11 protein-coding genes are annotated in these 18,400 nt (G+C 61.6%); 5 read left to right on the top strand and 6 right to left on the bottom strand.

What is annotated here, in order from left to right; genetic code table 11:
* Window positions 1-42: 42 nt before the first annotated feature.
* Window positions 43-3,183: a pullulanase-type alpha-1,6-glucosidase gene (gene pulA, locus AC1RRC_RS26740; RefSeq protein ID WP_493058649.1), complete on the top strand. Its 3,141-nt coding sequence runs from the start codon at window positions 43-45 to the stop codon at window positions 3,181-3,183.
* Between the two features lie 43 nt (window positions 3,184-3,226).
* Here pulA and AC1RRC_RS26735 read toward each other — a convergent pair whose 3' ends face one another.
* The 5 genes from AC1RRC_RS26735 to AC1RRC_RS26715 form a co-directional block, all read right to left on the bottom strand.
* Window positions 3,227-5,431, bottom strand: coding sequence for a TonB-dependent receptor plug domain-containing protein (locus AC1RRC_RS26735; RefSeq protein WP_493058648.1), 2,205 nt, complete (start codon window positions 5,429-5,431; stop codon window positions 3,227-3,229).
* A 156-nt stretch (window positions 5,432-5,587) separates the two neighbouring features.
* Window positions 5,588-8,272 (bottom strand): DNA topoisomerase III, encoded by a 2,685-nt coding sequence (locus AC1RRC_RS26730; RefSeq protein ID WP_493058647.1) that lies wholly within the window; start codon window positions 8,270-8,272, stop codon window positions 5,588-5,590.
* An 87-nt stretch (window positions 8,273-8,359) separates the two neighbouring features.
* A complete protein-coding gene (locus AC1RRC_RS26725; protein ID WP_493058646.1) occupies window positions 8,360-8,824 on the bottom strand; it encodes a Smg family protein in 465 nt (154 codons plus the stop codon).
* Between the two features lie 61 nt (window positions 8,825-8,885).
* Entirely contained in the window at window positions 8,886-10,061 is a 1,176-nt protein-coding gene (dprA, locus tag AC1RRC_RS26720) for a DNA-processing protein DprA (protein WP_493058645.1), read from the bottom strand.
* 8 nt (window positions 10,062-10,069) lie between these two features.
* Complete coding sequence (locus tag AC1RRC_RS26715; protein ID WP_493058644.1) at window positions 10,070-11,170, bottom strand: LysM peptidoglycan-binding domain-containing protein; 1,101 nt, start codon at window positions 11,168-11,170, stop codon at window positions 10,070-10,072.
* 157 nt (window positions 11,171-11,327) lie between these two features.
* Here AC1RRC_RS26715 and def point away from each other — a divergent pair, with 157 nt between their 5' ends.
* Both def and fmt read left to right on the top strand, forming a co-directional pair.
* Window positions 11,328-11,867 (top strand): peptide deformylase, encoded by a 540-nt coding sequence (gene def, locus AC1RRC_RS26710; RefSeq protein WP_493058643.1) that lies wholly within the window; start codon window positions 11,328-11,330, stop codon window positions 11,865-11,867.
* Window positions 11,868-12,032: 165 nt separating this feature from the next.
* Window positions 12,033-12,989, top strand: a complete 957-nt coding sequence (fmt, locus tag AC1RRC_RS26705; protein ID WP_493058642.1) for a methionyl-tRNA formyltransferase — start codon at window positions 12,033-12,035, stop codon at window positions 12,987-12,989.
* A 30-nt stretch (window positions 12,990-13,019) separates the two neighbouring features.
* Here fmt and AC1RRC_RS26700 read toward each other — a convergent pair whose 3' ends face one another.
* Complete coding sequence (locus AC1RRC_RS26700; RefSeq protein WP_493058641.1) at window positions 13,020-13,856, bottom strand: glycosyltransferase; 837 nt, start codon at window positions 13,854-13,856, stop codon at window positions 13,020-13,022.
* 136 nt (window positions 13,857-13,992) lie between these two features.
* Between AC1RRC_RS26700 and metH the strand changes: the two genes are divergently transcribed.
* The gene (gene metH, locus AC1RRC_RS26695; RefSeq protein WP_493058640.1) at window positions 13,993-17,772 is read left to right on the top strand and encodes a methionine synthase; all 3,780 of its coding nucleotides are present in this window, start codon (window positions 13,993-13,995) and stop codon (window positions 17,770-17,772) included.
* Between the two features lie 162 nt (window positions 17,773-17,934).
* Window positions 17,935-18,384: a cache domain-containing protein gene (locus AC1RRC_RS26690; RefSeq protein WP_493058639.1), complete on the top strand. Its 450-nt coding sequence runs from the start codon at window positions 17,935-17,937 to the stop codon at window positions 18,382-18,384.
* Window positions 18,385-18,400 lie beyond the last annotated feature (16 nt).

The raw sequence follows: 18,400 nt of genomic DNA, 5'->3' as shown, positions 1-18,400 counted from the left end.
AATGTATAGTGGCGAAAACAACGAAAATCAGGGAGACAAACCATGCAATACAACAGTAGTTTCACTACAAAAATTTCTGTAGTCGCGGTCTGCGGTGCACTGGCGACCTTGGCCGGGTGCGGCGCCGGCAGCGACAGTGCGGACGCGGGCAAGGTCCGCATGGGCAATACCGCGTCGGCCAGCGCCAGCGCGGCCGCCGCCGCTGTGGCGCCGGTGGCGCCCGGTTCGATCCGCATGCACTTCCACCGCACGCAGGGCGACGAAGCGCAGTGGGGCGTGTATTCGTGGGATGGTCCGGTCAACCCCAGTTCCGCCTGGATCACCACCCGCTTCATGATGACGGGCACGGACAGCTTCGGCGGCTACGTCGACATCCCCGTCAACACCGCCAAGTCCGCGATCTGGTTCCTGGTCACCGATGGCAGCGGCAACAAGAATTGCGGCGCCGACCAGGGCGCCAACTTCAATGCCGATATCGCCACCGCAGGCCAGGAAGTGTGGATGCTGGACGGCGATTGCACGGTCTACAAAACGCAGCCCGCCATCAGCTACGGCAACCTGAACCAGGCCAATGCGCACTGGCTGTCCGCGAACACGCTGGCCTGGCCCGGCGTGCCCGCCAGCGGCAGCTATAAACTGTATTACGCGGCCAACGGCGGCCTGGGTTCGGACGTCACCGGCGTGACGGGTTACGACAGCGCCATGGACTTGACGGCATCGCCATCCCTGCCGGCCGCACTGAACACGAAATACCCGCACCTGGCGGGCGCCACCGCGCTGGCCTTGTCCGCGCAGGATGCCGCCAGCGTGGCGTCGAAAGCCTCCGGCCAGTTCGCCATCGCGCAATTCGATGGCAACGGCAAGCTGATGCAAGTGACTTCGCTGCAACTGAGCGGCATGCTCGACACGGTCTTCGCACCGCAAGCGGCCAACGCGGAACTGGGTGTCACGTTCGACCGCCGTGACGTGCCGACCTTCCGGGTCTGGGCGCCGACCGCGAAAGCCGTCAGCCTGAACCTGTATGCCGATGCCAGCGGCGAGCGCGTACGCCGGGTGGCGATGACGCGCGACGCGGCCAGCGGCGTGTGGCGCTATACGGCGCCGGATGCGTCGCTGACCAACCGCTACTACTACACCTATGACGTGCAAGTGCTGTCGCGCTGGGCCAACAACACCATCGTCACCAACACCGTGACCGACCCGTATTCCGTCAGCACGAATGCCAACAGCGGCCGCAGCTTCATCGCCAACCTGGACAGCCAGGCCATGAAACCCCATGGCTGGGACCACCACGGCATTCCCAAACTGGACAACGCGGCCGACATTTCGCTGTATGAATTGCACGTGCGCGACTTCAGCGCCAGCGACAGCAGCGTGCCGCTGGAGCATCGCGGCAAATACCTGGCCTTCACGGACAGCCGCTCGAACGCCATGCGCCATTTGCGCGGCATGCGCGAAGCCGGCCTGTCGCACGTGCACCTGCTGCCGGCCTTCGATTTCGCCAGCGTCAATGAAGCCGGCTGCGCCACCCCGGCGATTCCAGCCGCCGCCGCCGATTCCACCTCGCAGCAAGCGGCCGTCGAACAGTCCCGCGGCCTCGATTGCTTCAACTGGGGCTATGACCCGGTGCACTATGGCGCGCCGGAAGGCAGCTACGCCAGCAACGCCAATGACGGCGCGGCCCGCGTGCGCGAATTCCGCGCCATGGTCAAGGGCTTGCACGACGAAGGCCTGCGCGTGACGATGGACGTGGTGTACAACCACACCAGCGCATCGCAGCAGGGCCCGTTGTCGGTGCTCGACAAGATCGTGCCGACCTATTACTACCGCCTCAACAATAACGGCGGCATCACCAACGACAGCTGCTGCGCCGACACCGCGCAGGAAAACACCATGATGGCCAAGCTGATGATCGACACGGCCAGCATGTGGGTGCGCGATTACAAGGTCGACAGCTTCCGCTTCGACATCATGGGCTTCACCCCCCTCGCCGTGATGAACCGGCTGCAAACCGCCGTCAACCGCGCGGCCGGCCGCGACATCTATATCTACGGCGAAGCATGGAACTTCGGCACGGTCGGCAATGACGCCCGCTTCGTGCAGGCGCGCCAGGCCAACATGTTCGGTTCCGGCATCGGTTCGTTCAACGACCGCCTGCGCGACGCGGTGCGGGGCGGCGGCTGCTGCGATGGCGGCGAGGCGCTGATCAGCCAGCAGGGCTTCATCAACGGCGCGTATTACGACCCGAATGCGCGCGCCGCGCAAAGCAAGGATGACTTGCTGCGCCTGGGCGACCTGGTGAAAGTCGGCCTGTCCGGCACCCTGCGCGACTACCGCTTCACGGACCGTTTCGGCAATCTGCGGACCAATGCGGACATCGATTACTTCGGCCAGCGCGCCGGCTTTGCCGCCAACCCGTCGGAAACCATCAACTACATCGAAGCGCACGACAACCAGACGCTGTTCGACATCAACGCCTTCAAGCTGCCGCAAAACACGCCGCTGGCCGAGCGCGTCAAAGTGCAAAACCTGGGCGCCGCCATCACCGTGCTGTCGCAGGGTATTCCCTTCCTGCACGCGGGCCAGGAAATCCTGCGCTCAAAGTCGCTCGACCGCGACAGCTATGACGCGGGCGACTGGTTCAACCGCCTCGACTACAGCTATGGCGCGAATAACTTCGGCGTGGGCTTGCCAATCGCCGGCGTCAACCAGTCCAACTGGAGCCTGATGTCGCCGATTCTCACCAATGCGCTGATCAAGCCGGACACGCAAGCCATCGTCAACGCGCGCGACTATATGAACGACATGCTGGCGATCCGCCAGGACACGTCGCTGTTCCGCCTGCGTACGGCCAAGGATGTGTCGGAACGCCTGCGCTTCCACAACACCGGGCCGCAGCAGGTCCCGGGCGTGATCGCCATGAGCATCGATGGCCAGCACCCACAGCGCTACGACGGCGCGAAGTACAAGTCGGTGGTGACCTTGTTCAACGTGGACAAGGTGGCGAAGACGGTGCTGTTGCCGGAACTGCGTGGCCGCAAACTGAAGGTGCACAAGGTGCAGTTGAAGTCCGGGGCGGACCGCCTGGCGCGCACCGCGCAATATGAGGCGGCGACGGGGTCGTTCACGATCCCGCCGCGCACCACGGTGGTGTTCGTGGAGAACGCCGCGCACGACGATTAAGTCTTGCACAGAAAATGGGGCCGCTTCCGCGGCCCCATTTTCTTTAGAACTTCATTTCCACATTGGCCTGCAATCGCGCCGAACCCGGATTCCAGCTGCGGGTCTCGCTGGTCCCGCTCACGTCGACATAGCGCGACTCGTTGCGGTTATCTTCACCCAGCGCGTTGTTGACGGACAGCCGCACCTGCAAACCGGTGCGCACCTTGACCAGCCAGTACGCTTCCAGGTCGCGCCGTCCCTGCTGGCGGATGAACTGCTCTTGCGAGACGCGCACCGGACCGCCCGCGCGGTAAGCCAGGCTGGCGCCGGCGCTGAATTTGTCTTCGCGGTAGTCGGCGCCCAGGGTCACCGTCAACGGAATTTGCTGGTCGAGCCGGTTGTCCGGCCCCGGCACCGAATCCACCGTGGACCAGTTGCGGTTGGCGCTGACGCGGAAGTCAAATGGCAGTGCGTCCTTGTCAAAGGCTTTCAGCGGGAATTTCACTTCCACGTCCAGGGTGCGCACCAGTGCCCTGCCTTCATTCATCGGCAGGCTCAGCCAGTGGCCAGGCCGGTCTTCGATCAGGCGCGTGCGGATGTAATCGCGGATGCTGCGTTGCGACGCCCCCACGGAAAACACGGCGCCGGGGGCCCAGAAGTGCTCATATGTCAGGTCGATGCCATTGGCCAGTTCCGGCTTCAGGTTCGGGTTGCCGCTGCTGTCGGGCGTAAAACGGGTATTCAAATCCGCTTCGTAACGGCGCGCCGTCAACTGGTACGTTTGCGGCGCCTTGAAGGTGCGCGTCAGCGCCATGCGCAACTGACGGCCGCTGTTGCCAGGGAACTTGTACAGGGTTTGCGCGACAGGGCTCAGCACGTGGGCATTCGATTGCGTATCGGCCAGGCCGGTGCCGCTGCTTTCGGTGCGGATCGCTTCCCAGCGCGCGCCCATGTACACCGACCAGTCTTTCGTCACGTTCCACTCGTCCTGCGCATACGCCGCCTGCTTGACGACTTTGGGGCGGAAGAATTCAGGGATGGTCACGGCAGGACTGCCGACCAGCCCTTCCACCCGCACCGACGACTCGTCCGTCAGGTTGCTGCTGATTTCCCAGCCGGCCGCCATGGCGTGGCCGTCAAACAGCGTGCGCGTGAATTTACCGGTGGTGCTATAGCTGGTGTAGCGGCTCTCGTTGTGCGCGTCGCGCCGCAGCCTGGTCGCATAGTGCGCCGTCGCCGACGGGCGCACATTGTCACTGTCATTGCGGCCGCGCGATGCGGACAGCTTGGCGTCGAGCTTGCCGCCACCGAGCTTGGCCACCCAGTTGACGTCGCCGCCGGCAAACAAGCCGCTGTTATCGGAATCGGCGCTGCGGATCACATAATCGGGTGTGCCGAAACTGCCTTTGCGGTTGATGGTCTGCGCCCGCCAGTTATAGGATGAACGCATGGCTTGCACATAGCCGCTGACATTCAATTGTTCATCGTCGGGCAATTTCCAGTTCAGGCGCGGCTGCAGGCCGAGCATGTTGGAGTGGTTGCGCGAAGTGGATACGGTATCGCGCCATTGCACCACGTCGCCTTGTGGCGTCAGGAAGCGGTCGGTGGATGTATTGGGGCTGCCGCCTTCGTTATGCCCGAACATGGCGTTCAGGTAGTACGACAGGTTGTCGGCCCGGTCCGCCAGGGTGCCCATCAGGAACACATTGCTGCCTTCGTCGGAACGGCCGCCATTGATGCGCAAGTCCCGCTGCGGCTTGGCCACGACTTTCTTGAGCACGATATTGATGGTGCCGGCAATCGCCTGCATCGAGTGTTCGGCCGTCGCGGCGCGGATCACTTCGATTTTCTCGATCTGTTCCGGCGTCACCGTGTCCATAGAAAAACCCGGTGGCGGGCGCTCGCCATTGACCAGGATTTGCGTGTAGCCATTGCCCAGGCCGCGCATGCGGATGGCGTTGCCGATCACGGTCACGCCGGGCGCGCGCTTCAGCACGTCGAACACATTGGTGTCGCCGTACTTGATGATTTCTTCGTGGCTCAGGACCGTCTTGCTGGCGGTATCGTCGCGGCGCGGATCGTACGCTTGCGTATCGCCTTTGACTTCCACGCGCTGGATGGTTTTACTGCCGGCGGCGGAGGCCGGTGCGGGCGTGGCCGCCGCCCCTTCCGCGCCGCCCGCCTTGCTGTCCGCCTGCTCCGCCAGCGCGGCGAAACCGGCTGTCAGCAGCGTGATCGCCATGGCGACACGGGTCAGTGGGAATTTCATTGTTTCCTTGTGGGAATTGCAAATTTCGCAATTATGCACAGGATTTTTCCCACAGTGCAATGTCAGCAACATGTGGAAACAAATACTCATCCGGATGAGCGATGCCGCAAATAAAAACGGGACCGAAGTCCCGTTCTTGCACCAATTAAAGGCGGTTTATTTGGCAGCGGCGGCGGCTTTGCGGGCCGGCGCTTTTTTCGCGGCAGGCTTGGCTGCTTTGGCGGCGGGCTTGGCCGCAGCCTTGGCGGCCGGCTTGGCGGCGGCTTTTTTGGCTGCCGGCTTTTTGGCCGGCGCCGCTTCCGCGCCGCCGTCGGCCTCGGTGGCCGCACCATCGTCGCTGGCGGCCGCCTTGGTCTTCGCGCCCGGCTTGGCCTTGCGCTCTTCGAACTCAAAGCTGATCTTGCCGTCCTTGCCCTTGACCAGGAACGCCTTGAATGGACGGCGCGTACGCTGCGAAATGAAGCCCGGCAGCAAATCGGTTTTGCCGTCGTTCAGCAGCTTGGTCATCTGTTCCGGCAGGATTTCCTGTTGCAGGATGATGCGGCTGGAACGGAAGTCGCACGCCTTCGGTTTCGCCACCGTGTGCTCGCACACGTAGGCCAAGCCCATTTCATACACGTTGCCCGTGCACTTGGGGCAAGGACCGACCGGTGTCTGGTTCGAGAAGTCCACGCCTTCGCCATCTTCGCCTTCTTCGTCATTCTGGCCGAAGTCGAATTCCAGCTTGCAGTTCTTGATCTCTTCATCGCGTACGATGCGCAGGATGGCGGCAAACGGACGGCCCATCTTCGAACGGAAACCTTGCAGCGGACCGATGGTGCGTTCCTTCAGCAATTCTTCCACTTCGCTGATTTCAAACTGGCGGCTGCCCGGCGTTTTCGTCATCGAGAATTCGCACTTGGTGCACGCGAAACGGCGGTAGTTTTCCTTGACGGTGCCACCGCAATTCGGGCACGGCGTGTGCAGCGTCGCGTAGTCGCCCGGGATCGTGTCGTTGTCGTATTCCTTGGCGCGCTTGACGATAATCTGCGTCATTTGCGCGATTTCACGCATGAATTCTTCGCGCGAAATCTTGCCCTTTTCCATCTGCGACAGCTTGTATTCCCACTCGCCGGTCAATTCCGGCGCCGTCAATTCATCGACGCCCAGGCCATGCAGCAAGGTCATCAGTTGCGATGCCTTGGCGGTCGGGATCAGGTCGCGGCCTTCACGCAGCAGGTATTTTTCGGTCAGCAAGCCTTCAATGATGGCGGCGCGCGTGGCCGGCGTGCCCAGGCCCTTACCGGCCATCGCATCGCGCAACTCGTCCGAATCGACCAGCTTGCCCGCGCCTTCCATGGCCGACAGCAAGGTCGCCTCGTTGTAGCGTGCCGGCGGCTTCGTCACCAGGCCATTCGGCGTGACTTTTTCAGTGTGGACTTTCTCGCCCTTTTCCACCGCCACCAGGTTGCCGCCGCCTTCCTTGTCGTCGGTCGCATCCTTGCCGTAAATCGCCATCCAGCCCGGATTGGTCATGACCTTGCCTTCAGTCTTGAACTGATGGCCCGACACTTCCGTGAAGCGCGTGGTGACCAGGAATTCCGCCGCCGGGAAGAACACCGCCATGAAGCGGCGCGTCACCAGGTCGTACAGTTTCTGTTCCGGCTCCGACAAGTTTTTCGGCACGGTACCGGTCGGGATGATGGCAAAGTGATCCGAAATCTTCGTGTTATCGAAGATGCGTTTGTTCGGCTTGACCCAGCCCTTGGCCAGGATCTGCTTGGCAAACTGGTGGTAATTGTTGTTCTCGCTGAGCGTATCCAGCACTTGCTTGGTGGTGTCCAGGTAGTCTTCCGGCAAGTGGCGCGAATCGGTACGCGGGTAGGTCAGCACTTTGTGCTTTTCATACAGCGCCTGCGCCAGGCCCAAGGTGTTCTTGGCCGAGAAACCGAAGCGGCCGTTGGCCTCACGCTGCAAGCTGGTCAGGTCGAACAGGCCGGGCGCCATCGAGGTGGTCGGTTTCGACTCTTCCGTGACGATGCCGGTCTTGCCCTTGCAAGCGACAACGATGCTGTCCGCCGCGGCTTTCGACCACAGGCGTTCGGCTTTCTTTTCCGGGTCTTGCTCGTCTTTCTTGAACTTCGTGTCGAGCCAGCGGCCTTCATAGATACCGGATGCGCAAATGAATTCAGCGCGCACTTCCCAGTAATCACGCGCCACGAATTTCTTGATTTTCTCTTCGCGCTCCACCACGATCGACAGGGTCGGCGTCTGTACGCGGCCCACCGTGGTCAGATAAAAACCGCCCTCTTTCGAGTTGAAAGCGGTCATGGCGCGGGTACCGTTAATCCCGATCAGCCAGTCCGCTTCCGAACGGCAGCGCGCGGCATCGGCCAGCGGCAGCATTTCATCATCGCTGCGCAGGCGGGAAAAACCGTCGCGGATGGCGGCCGGCGTCATCGATTGCAGCCACAGGCGCTGGATCGGTTGCTTGGCTTTCGCGTTTTGCGCGATCAAACGGAAAATCAACTCCCCTTCGCGGCCCGCGTCACATGCGTTAATCAGGGCGGTGACATCTTTACGCTTGATCAGCTTGTTCAACACCTTGAGGCGCGATTCCGTCTTGGCAATCGGGTTCAGCGCGAAGTACGGAGGAATCATCGGCAAGTGCGTGAAGCTCCATTTGCCCCGCTTGACATCGTATTCCTCTGGAACAGCGATTTCCAGCAGGTGGCCGACGGCGGACGACAGCACATACTCGTCGGATTCAAAGTACTCATCGTGCTTGGTAAAGCCGCCCAGCGACTTCGCGATATCGTTCGCGACAGAAGGCTTCTCGGCGATGATGAGGGTTTTGGTCATAGTGTTGAATTCTCTTTTTTATACTGTAGTGGCGGCACGGCACACATCGAAGTGCACGAGCGAAGTGGCCAAGCGGTGGTATGCGTGTCAGTGCAACAGGCGCGGCAACTGGTCTTCATCCGAACCGAACAGATCATCGAACATCAGCGCATCCGGTTCCTTGCCCTGGCTCCACAACACCAGCAAGACAATGATCTTCAGTTTACCCAGCGACACAGGGACTTCGTTCAATGCCAGCGCACGCTCGATGACGATTTCACGCTGCAAGGGCGACAGCACTTGCGCGCTTTCCAAAAACTGGATGAAGCCAATCGCCTGGGTGCCTAACACATCCCGTTCTTCTTCCACATAATAGCGAATACCAGTGGAAGCAGCCGTCGGCGCCTGCTCGGCGCCGGCCATTGCATTCAAGTCTGTCAGCCAGACCAGCGCTTCGGAAATCTCCATGTCGTCGAACCCGACGGCCGACAGTTTCCGCGCCAGCGCGGCCGGCTCAGGGCACGCGTCGGGACGGTAATAAGTCTCGTAGAGATAAACCAGGATGTCGAACATGGCGCTACTCTAACAGTTAAGATCGGCGAAACACAAGTCCCGCACTTTAATAGCGAAGGCCTCAGTTTTGCAACCGTTGATAGATTCCCCCTGGCAATCTCTCGACCAATCCCGCCAATTCCAGCGCCAATAAATGGCCTTGCGTCTCCGGCAGTGGCAAGCGCGCCCGGTGCGCCAGCGCCTCGGCCGGCGCGGGATCATGGCCCATCGCGACCAGCAATTCGGCCAGCTCGCCATGCACCGCCGCGCTCCGCATCGCCTTGCCGGCATCGCGGCTCCCGCTGCCATTGCCGCCAGGCCGCACGACCTCGAGCACATGTTCGACCGATTCCACCAGGATGGCGCCCTTCCTGATCAACTCGTGGCAACCGCGCGCGAGCGGCGCATGGATCGATCCGGGGATCGCCATCACATCGCGTCCCTGGTCGGCCGCCAGCCGGGCCGTGATCAGCGAGCCGGATTGTTCCGCCGCTTCCACCACCAGCACCCCGAGCGACAGCCCACTGAGAATGCGGTTGCGTTTAGGGAAGTGTTCGGGCCGTGGCGGCGTGCCCAGCGGATATTCACTGACGAGGCAACCCTGTTCCGCGATCCGCTGCATCAAATCCAGGTTGCGCCTGGGATAGGCCACATCGATGCCCGTCCCGATCACCGCCACCGTGGAACCGGGGCCATTCAAGCTCCCGCGGTGCGCGGCCGCATCGATGCCCAGCGCCAGCCCGGACACCACCACCAGTCCCGCTTCCGACAACCCGCGCGCGAACTGTTCGGCATGCAGCATCCCCTGGGCGCTGGCTTTGCGCGCGCCGACCACGCCGACTGCCGGCGCGCTCAACAGTGATCGGTCCCCTTCTATATAGAGCAGCATTGGCGGATCCACGATGTGCTTCAGGCGCGGCGGGTAATCGTCATCGCCAAACACCAGCAGGCTGCGGCCCGGTAGCGCCGCCCATGCGCTGGCGGCATCCGCCATGCGCGCCACCTGGTCAAGCCAATTAGGCGAAGGGTCACGCAAGGCGCGCACGGCCGCATCGACGCGGCAGCCAGGCACATCCGCCAGCCAGGCGGCCAGCAGGACGGCATCGGTGACAAAGATTTCAGCAGGGTCCGGCACTTCGGCGAGCAACGCCTTGGCGGCGACCGGCCCGACGTGGGGTGTTTCCGCCAGGCGCAACCAGGCAGCCGCGTCGCGCTGGCTGCCGGGCAAGTCTGCAACAAGGGAGTCCGTGGCTTGCACGGCGTCGGTTACTCCGGCGATTTGGCGACGTCGCCGACCTCGACAGGTTCGGTCACCTGCATGATCAAGCCATAGGAAATATGCTTGAACACGCGGAAGATAAACAAGCTGCCCACTCTTTCATCCGGCAGCTTGACCTTCGGATCACCCATGTTGTGCCAGCCTTTGCTGGCGCCAATATCGGTGACCGTCTTCCCCCGATGGTACAACTGCAGCACGGAGCCAACATCGAGTCCGTCAACTTTGCCCCGATTGACCGACACCACCTGGTTCTGTCCCGCATGGGTGACGCCACCATAAATCGCCACCACGGCCGCATCGACCTGGCGCTCCGGCGGGTGCGGCACAAAATGGTTCATTGGCGTGGGCGGCATTTGCATCAGCAAATCGCCCCGGCCCATTTCTTCCTTGGCGGTCGCCACCGTAAAGGTATGTACTTCGGAACCCGGCGCGGCCGGCGTCACCAGTTTCAAGGTGCCCAGGTAAAACGCTTCCTGGCCAATCACGGCTTTCGTGACGGGGTCCTTCAGCGGCTTGCCGGGCCGGAACACCTGGAAAGACGTGCCGTCCTTGAGGTCGCCGCGCACATAGGCCTTCTCATCCTTGCCGAGGAAAACGCGCCCCTCTTGCGCGGCAATGATGCGGGGCGCGTTGTTCAGCTCATCGTTTTCGATGATCAGCGGCTGCGACAGGAACGGTTCAATGATGCCGTTCGGGATCGACTTGACGGCATCCTTGCCCAGCCCCTCCATCCGCAATTGCGGTTGCAGGCGCAAATCCGACGGGTTGCCGGCGCCGCCGGCGCCCCCAATCGGCGTGCCCAGCCGCAAGCGGCCTTCCTTGCGGTCAAAATAAACAATCTGCCCCGGATAAATCCAGTGGGGATTCCTGATTTCCTCTTTGTTCATGCCCCACACCTGCGGCCAGCACCAGGGTTTTTCGAGGAAACGACCGGAAATATCCCATAAGGTATCGCCTTTGACGACCACGTGCTGGTCCGGCGCATTGGGGCGGAAATCGCACTGCATGGCATGCGCACCGGATACCATGGCACTGGAAATCAGGCAGGCAATCGTCAGGCGTGCACCGACTGTGCTAAAATTTTTCATTGATAATGGCCTTTCCCACCAAAGGCATTGGCGCAGTAAATTGCCGCAGTGAATCAAATCTCTGCCCATAATACCCTGAACTCGCAAGAACAGTCACACGGCGCACGTGCTGCGTTGCTGGCCAGCCTTGTCGTATTTTTAAGTCTCTGACACCCGCATGTCCAAACTGAATATCCTCCGCTATCCCGATCCGCGCCTGCACAAAGTTGCCAAGCCCGTCACCGTATTCGATGCCCGCCTGGCCAAACTGGTCGAAGACATGGCTGAAACCATGTACGACGCCCCTGGCGTTGGCCTTGCGGCCACCCAGGTGGACGTGCATGAACGCCTGATGATCATCGACGTCACCGAAGACAAGAGTGGCCTGAAAGCCTACATCAATCCGGAAATCACCTGGGCCAGCGATGAAAAGCAGGTCTACGATGAAGGCTGCCTGTCGGTGCCCGGCGTGTACGACGGCGTGGAGCGCCCGGCCCGCGTCAAGGTGCGCGCCCAGGACGTCAAGGGTGACACCTTTGAAGTGGAAGCCGATGGCTTGCTGGCCGTGTGCATCCAGCACGAAATGGATCATTTGATGGGTAAAGTGTTCGTGGAATACCTGTCGCCCTTGAAGCGCAACCGCATCAAGACCAAAATGGTCAAGGAAGAGCGCGAAATCGCGCGCGACAACGCCGCCCGCTCCCAGCACCGCCGCTAAGCCGCAGTGGCGACCGGTGCGCTCGTGTTGAACGGCTAAGTCATCGGCAAGTGTGGAATACGTAGGGCGGTTCGCTTGCGAGCCGCCATGTATGCGCCGTGGCAGCGCATGCCGTGTCGGGCTGCCTGCCCGGCCTGCCGTTTGCGCCATCCAAGAGGAAATAACATGAAAATCGTCTTCGCCGGCACGCCAGAGTTCGCGGCAGTCGCATTGCAAGCCCTGCATGAGGCAGGCTTTGAAATCCCGCTGGTCCTGACCCAGCCCGACCGTCCGGCCGGACGCGGCATGCATTTGCAGCCGTCCGCCGTCAAACAATACGCCGTCGCCCACAACATCCCGGTGGCCCAGCCGCTGTCGCTGCGCATGGACAGCAAGGACCCGCAGCGCGCCGCCGAAGCCAAGGAAGCGCACGAGCGCCTGCTCGCCACGGAATACGATGCGATGGTGGTGGCGGCTTATGGCCTGATCCTGCCGCGCAGCACGCTCGACATCAAGCCCTGCATCAATATCCACGGTTCGCTGCTGCCGCGCTGGCGCGGCGCCGCCCCGATCCACCGCGCGATTGAAGCCGGCGATGCGGAAACCGGCGTGACCATCATGCAAATGGAAGAAGGCCTCGATACCGGTCCGATGCTGCTGATCGAGCGCTTGCCGATCGGCCCGCACGACACCACCGGCCAGTTGCACGACAAGCTGGCCGCCATGGGCGCCGCCATGTGCGTGAAAGTCATGCACAAGATGGCGCAAGGCGTGGTTGAAGCCGTACCGCAGCCGGAAGCCGGTGTCACTTACGCGGCCAAGATCAGCAAAGAGGAAGCCGCGCTCGATTTCACCGCCTCCGCAAAGGACATCGGCCGCAAGATCCGCGCCTTCAATCCCTTCCCCGGCGCCCACGCGTCGGTCAACGGCGTCACCATCAAACTGTGGAATGCCGAAGTACTGGACGCCGACAGTTCCGCGCCCGCCGGCCAGGTCCTGGCGGCCGATGCGCAACATGGCATCGTGGTGGCCTGCGGTTCCGGCTCGCTGCGCCTGACGGAATTGCAAAAACCGGGCGGCAAGCGCTTGCCGGCGTCGGAATTCATCAAGGGCTTCCCGCTCGACGGTTTGACGTTCGCGTAAGCGAAGTCACACGGGCCGCCGGCACGAGTGCTACTTGTGCCGGTTGCCGTGTTCGCCCATTTGCCGGATCGGCGACACGCGCGGAAACACATATTTATTACTGCGCACTTCGCGGTTCCAGTCCTTGTTCGCCTGGTGCAATGCCGCGTCGTAGTAACCACGGCCATGGTCCAGGTGCAGGCTGACGATCGAATGGCGTGCCCGCACGCCCTTGATGCCGATATTGTTCAGGCGCAGGCCGATGTTCTGGTCTTCGCCACCATACGCCATGCTTTCATCGAACCCGCCCACCTTCAGCACGTCGGTCCGCCACGCGCACGAATTGGCGCCGGAGAACACGTTGCGGGGCGACAGGAAGTCATAAAAGCGCTGCAGGCGCGGATTGCGCAACAGCCGGTTGCGGCTCTTGGAAAAGCCGTCGATGCCGCTCAGGAAGTCATAATCGAACAGGCGCTGGCTGCGGATGTCCGGGATCAGGTCGTGCGCCTGGTGGTACTGCTCCGGCACGCTGATATGGCTGCCGCCGGCCAGGAATATCCCGGGCCGCATCAAATTCACATACGTTTCGACAAAATCATCGCGCGGCACACAATCGCCATCGGTAAACAGCAGGATATCGCCGGACGCCTGCAGAATGGCCGAGTTCAGCGCGCGGCACTTGCCGAAGCCCCGGTGCTCCTGGGTTAAATGCATTAATGGCAAGTTCCAATGCGCGCTGCTGGCAATAGCTTCGGCGATTTCAGGGAATTCGCCATCCTGCGACACGATGACTTCATCGGCAGGACGGCGCTGCGCCGCATAGCCGGCGAGGACGAATTCCATTTCCCGGCGCTTCTTGTGCGCGGAGATGATGACAGTGATTTTCATGGAGGAACATTTTACGGCAACATCGGGATATCCGATATTGGAGCAGCCCCCGGTATGACGAACAGGGTTGACGTATAATTTCAGACCCGGTAGTAAATCCCGCATCCCCCAGTCCAAAAAGCCTAGAAAGCCTGCAATGACGAATACAGCCAAGCCCCCCGTCTCCAAGACCGAAGCGCAATTACGCGACATCCTCGCGCGCCGCATCATGTTCCTGGATGGCGCCATGGGCACCATCATCCAGCAATACAAGCTCGATGAGCTGGCTTACCGTGGCGGCCCGACGGGCCGTTTCGTTGATTTCGCGGCGCCTGCCGATAGCGGCGCCCGCGAACTGTTCGTCAAAGGCAACAACGAGCTGCTGACCCTGACGCAGCCGCACGTGATCCAGGAAATCCACGAGCGCTACCTGGCCGCCGGCGCCGACCTGATTGAAACCAACACCTTCGGCGCCACCTCGATCGCGCAGGACGACTACCATATGGCCCACCTGGCCTATGAAATGAACGTCGAAGCCGCCAAGCTGGCCAAGGCCGCGACCGCAAAGTACAGCACGCCGGACAAGCCGCGCTTCGTGTGCGGCGCCCTGGGCCCGACACCAAAAACCGCGTCCATCTCGCCGGACGTCAACGACCCGGCCGCCCGCAACGTCACCTTCGACCAGCTGGTCGAATCGTACTATGAACAGGTGCGCGGCCTGGTCGATGGCGGCTCGGATGTGCTGCTGGTGGAAACCATTTTCGATACCCTGAACTGCAAGGCGGCGCTGTTCGCGATTGACCAGTACTTCGACGAGCGCCCGGAAATCGAGCGCTTGCCGCTGATGATTTCCGGCACCGTGACCGACGCGTCGGGCCGCATCCTGTCGGGCCAGACCGTCTCGGCCTTCTGGAATTCCGTGCGCCACGCGCGCCCGCTGACGATCGGCCTGAACTGCGCACTGGGCGCGGCGCTGATGCGTCCGTATGCGGAAGAACTGTCGCAAATCGCCGATGCCTACGTCTGCATTTACCCGAACGCCGGCTTGCCCAACCCGATGAGCGACACCGGCTTCGACGAACTGCCGGCCGACACGTCCGCGCTGCTGCGCGAATTCGCCGATGCCGGCTTCATCAACGTGGCGGGCGGCTGCTGCGGCACCACGCCGGACCACATCCAGGCCATCGCGGCCCTGTTGGCCGATGCGACACCGCGCACCATTCCGGAAGTAAAAATCGCGCAGCGCCTGTCCGGCCTGGAGCCGTTCACCATCGACGACGACTCGCTGTTCGTCAACGTCGGCGAGCGCACCAACGTGACCGGCTCGAAAGCGTTTGCCCGCATGATTTTGAACGAGCAATACGACGAAGCCTTGTCGGTGGCGCGCCAGCAGGTGGAAAACGGCGCCCAGGTCATCGACATCAACATGGACGAGGCGATGCTCGACTCGCAGGCGGCGATGACGCGCTTCCTGAACCTGATCGCGTCGGAGCCGGACATTTCGCGCGTGCCGATCATGATCGACTCGTCCAAATGGAGCGTGATCGAGGCGGGCCTGAAATGCGTGCAGGGCAAGTCCATTGTCAACTCGATTTCCATGAAGGAAGGCGAAGAAGAATTCATCCGCCAGGCCAAGCTGTGCCGCCGCTATGGCGCCGCCGTGATCGTCATGGCCTTCGATGAAAAAGGCCAGGCCGACACCTTCGAACGCAAGATTGAAATCTGCGAGCGCGCCTACCGCGTGCTGGTCGACAAAGTCGGCTTCCCGCCGGAAGACATCATCTTCGACCCGAACATCTTTGCCGTGGCCACCGGTATCGAAGAGCACAACAACTATGCGGTGGACTTCATCAACGCCACGCGCTGGATCAAGGACAACCTGCCGCACGCCAAGATTTCCGGCGGCGTCTCGAACGTGTCGTTCTCGTTCCGTGGCAATGACCCGGCGCGTGAAGCCATCCACACCGTGTTCCTGTACCACGCGATCAAAGCCGGCATGACGATGGGCATCGTCAACGCGGGCATGGTCGGCGTGTACGACGATTTGCCGGCCGAGTTGCGCGAACGGGTGGAAGACGTGGTGCTGAACCGCCGCGACGATTCCACCGAACGCATGATCGAATTCGCCGCGACATTGAAGGCCGGCGGCAAGGCGCAGGAACAAAACCTGGAATGGCGCAACGCCCCGGTTGAAAAGCGCCTGGCGCACGCGCTGGTGCACGGCATTACCCAGTGGATCACCGACGACACCGAGGAAATGCGCCAGCAAGTGTTCAATGCCGGCGGGCGTCCGATCAATGTGATCGAAGGCCCGCTGATGGATGGCATGAACATCGTGGGCGACCTGTTCGGCCAGGGCAAGATGTTCCTGCCGCAGGTGGTGAAATCGGCGCGCGTGATGAAGCAAGCCGTGGCGCACCTGATTCCGTACATCGAAGAAGAAAAGAAAGCCGAAGAAGCCCGCACCGGTATCGTGGCCAAGCCGAAGGGCAAGATCGTGATTGCCACCGTGAAGGGCGACGTGCACGACATCGGCAAAAATATCGTCTCGGTGGTCTTGCAGTGCAATAACTTCGAAGTGGTGAACATGGGCGTGATGGTGCCGGCCTCGGAAATCCTGGCGCGCGCCAAGGTGGAAAATGCGGACATCATTGGCTTGTCCGGCCTGATCACGCCATCGCTGGAAGAAATGGCCCACGTGGCGCGCGAAATGCAGCGCGACGAACACTTCCGCATGATGAAGATTCCACTGCTGATCGGCGGCGCCACCACCAGCCGCGCGCACACGGCCGTGAAAATTTCGCACAACTATGATGGCCCGGTGGTCTACGTGCCGGATGCCTCGCGCTCGGTCTCGGTTGCGCAATCGCTGCTGACGCCGGAAAGCCGCGACCAGTACATCGAAGACATCGAACACGATTACGCCCGCATCCGCGAACAGCACGCCAACAAGAAAGCGCTGCCGTCGGTGTCGCTGGCCGCGGCGCGCGCCAACAAGGCAAAACTGGCCTTCGCGCCGGTGCGCCCGAAATTCATCGGCCGCCGCGTGTTCAAGAACGTCGATCTCGCCACCCTGGCGCAATACATCGACTGGGGCCCGTTCTTCCAGACCTGGGACCTGGCGGGCCCGTTCCCGGCCATCCTGACCGACAGCGTGGTCGGCGAAGCGGCCTCCAAGGTGTACGAAGAAGGCCAGCAATTGCTGAAAAAGCTGATCGACGGCCGCTGGCTGACGGCCAACGGCGTGGTATCGCTGTTGCCGGCCAATAGCGTCAACCATGACGACATCGAGGTCTACACCGACGAGTCGCGCGAACAGGTGGCGTTCACGTATTACGGCTTGCGCCAGCAAGGCGTGAAACCGGTCATCGATGGCGTGCAGCGTCCGAACCAGTGCCTGGCCGACTTCATCGCCCCGAAAGATTCCGGCATCAAGGATTACATCGGCATGTTCGCCGTGACGTCCGGCCTGGGCATTGAAAAGTATGAACAGCGCTTCGAAGATGCGCACGACGATTACTCGTCCATCATGCTGAAAGCGCTGGCCGACCGCCTGGCCGAGGCGTTTGCCGAATACATGCACGAGCGCGTGCGCAAAGACTTGTGGGGCTATGCCGCGGACGAAGTTTTGAGCAACGAACAGTTGATCAAGGAAGCGTACAAGGGCATCCGTCCGGCGCCAGGCTACCCGGCCTGCCCGGAACACACGGTCAAGGCCGACATGTTCCAGCACCTGCACGCCGAGGAAATCGGCATGGAGTTGACGGAATCGTTCGCCATGTACCCTGGCGCCGCAGTGTCCGGCTTCTACTTCGCGCACCCGGACTCGAAATACTTCGTGGTCGGCAAAGTCGAAAGCGACCAGTTGGAAGACATGATCAAACGCCGCAACGCCAGCAAGGAAGACGTGGAGCGCTGGCTGGCGCCGAACCTGTAATGATGTAGGGCGGCTTTGTAAAAGCCGCCCTACGCGGATGCTGCGGCATCACGTTACCGGTCCCGGGGCCACCACCGAAAAGCAACACATCCAAACGCCTGCTTTACACCCGTCCCTTGCCTGCTTACATTAGGGCTTCTCCCCGCCAAATAGGAGTCGCCCATGAAAGCCTTGCTGCAAGCGCTCGTCCTGTCCCTCGCCTGCTCCACCTTCGCGTTCGCCGCTGAGCGCGGCACCGCCGATGAAGCCGTCGCGCTGGTGCAAAAAGCCGTTGCCTACATGAAGGCCAACGGCAAGGAAAAAGCCTATGCGGAATTCAACAACCCGAACGGCCAGTTCAAGGACCGCGATTTATACATCTTCGTAATCGACATGACCGGGCTGGAATGGGCCAACGGCGCCAACCAGAAAATCGTCGGCAAGAATGTGCTGGATTTGAAGGATGCGGAAGGCAAGATGATGGTGAAGTCCTTCATCGACCTGGCGAAAACCAAGGGTAAAGGCTGGGTCGACTATAAATGGCCGAACCCGGTCCAGAAGACAGTGGAAAGCAAATCCACTTACCTGGAAAAATACGAAGACGTGCTGGTGGCGTCGGGCATCTACAAATAAAAAACCGGCCTCGGCC

The sequence above is a fragment of the Pseudoduganella sp. GW821-FHT12E03 genome, assembly GCF_058807115.1.
Note: the sequence above shows the minus strand (reverse complement) of the source record. Positions and strands in the feature narration are given on the sequence as shown.

Coding starts and splice junctions, on each gene's coding strand:
- pulA (WP_493058649.1), top strand. CDS start 43: ATGCAATACAACAGTAGTTTCACTACAAAAATTTCTGTAGTCGCGGTC.
- AC1RRC_RS26735 (WP_493058648.1), bottom strand. CDS start 5,431: ATGAAATTCCCACTGACCCGTGTCGCCATGGCGATCACGCTGCTGACA.
- AC1RRC_RS26730 (WP_493058647.1), bottom strand. CDS start 8,272: ATGACCAAAACCCTCATCATCGCCGAGAAGCCTTCTGTCGCGAACGAT.
- AC1RRC_RS26725 (WP_493058646.1), bottom strand. CDS start 8,824: ATGTTCGACATCCTGGTTTATCTCTACGAGACTTATTACCGTCCCGAC.
- AC1RRC_RS26715 (WP_493058644.1), bottom strand. CDS start 11,170: ATGAAAAATTTTAGCACAGTCGGTGCACGCCTGACGATTGCCTGCCTG.
- def (WP_493058643.1), top strand. CDS start 11,328: ATGTCCAAACTGAATATCCTCCGCTATCCCGATCCGCGCCTGCACAAA.
- fmt (WP_493058642.1), top strand. CDS start 12,033: ATGAAAATCGTCTTCGCCGGCACGCCAGAGTTCGCGGCAGTCGCATTG.
- AC1RRC_RS26700 (WP_493058641.1), bottom strand. CDS start 13,856: ATGAAAATCACTGTCATCATCTCCGCGCACAAGAAGCGCCGGGAAATG.
- metH (WP_493058640.1), top strand. CDS start 13,993: ATGACGAATACAGCCAAGCCCCCCGTCTCCAAGACCGAAGCGCAATTA.
- AC1RRC_RS26690 (WP_493058639.1), top strand. CDS start 17,935: ATGAAAGCCTTGCTGCAAGCGCTCGTCCTGTCCCTCGCCTGCTCCACC.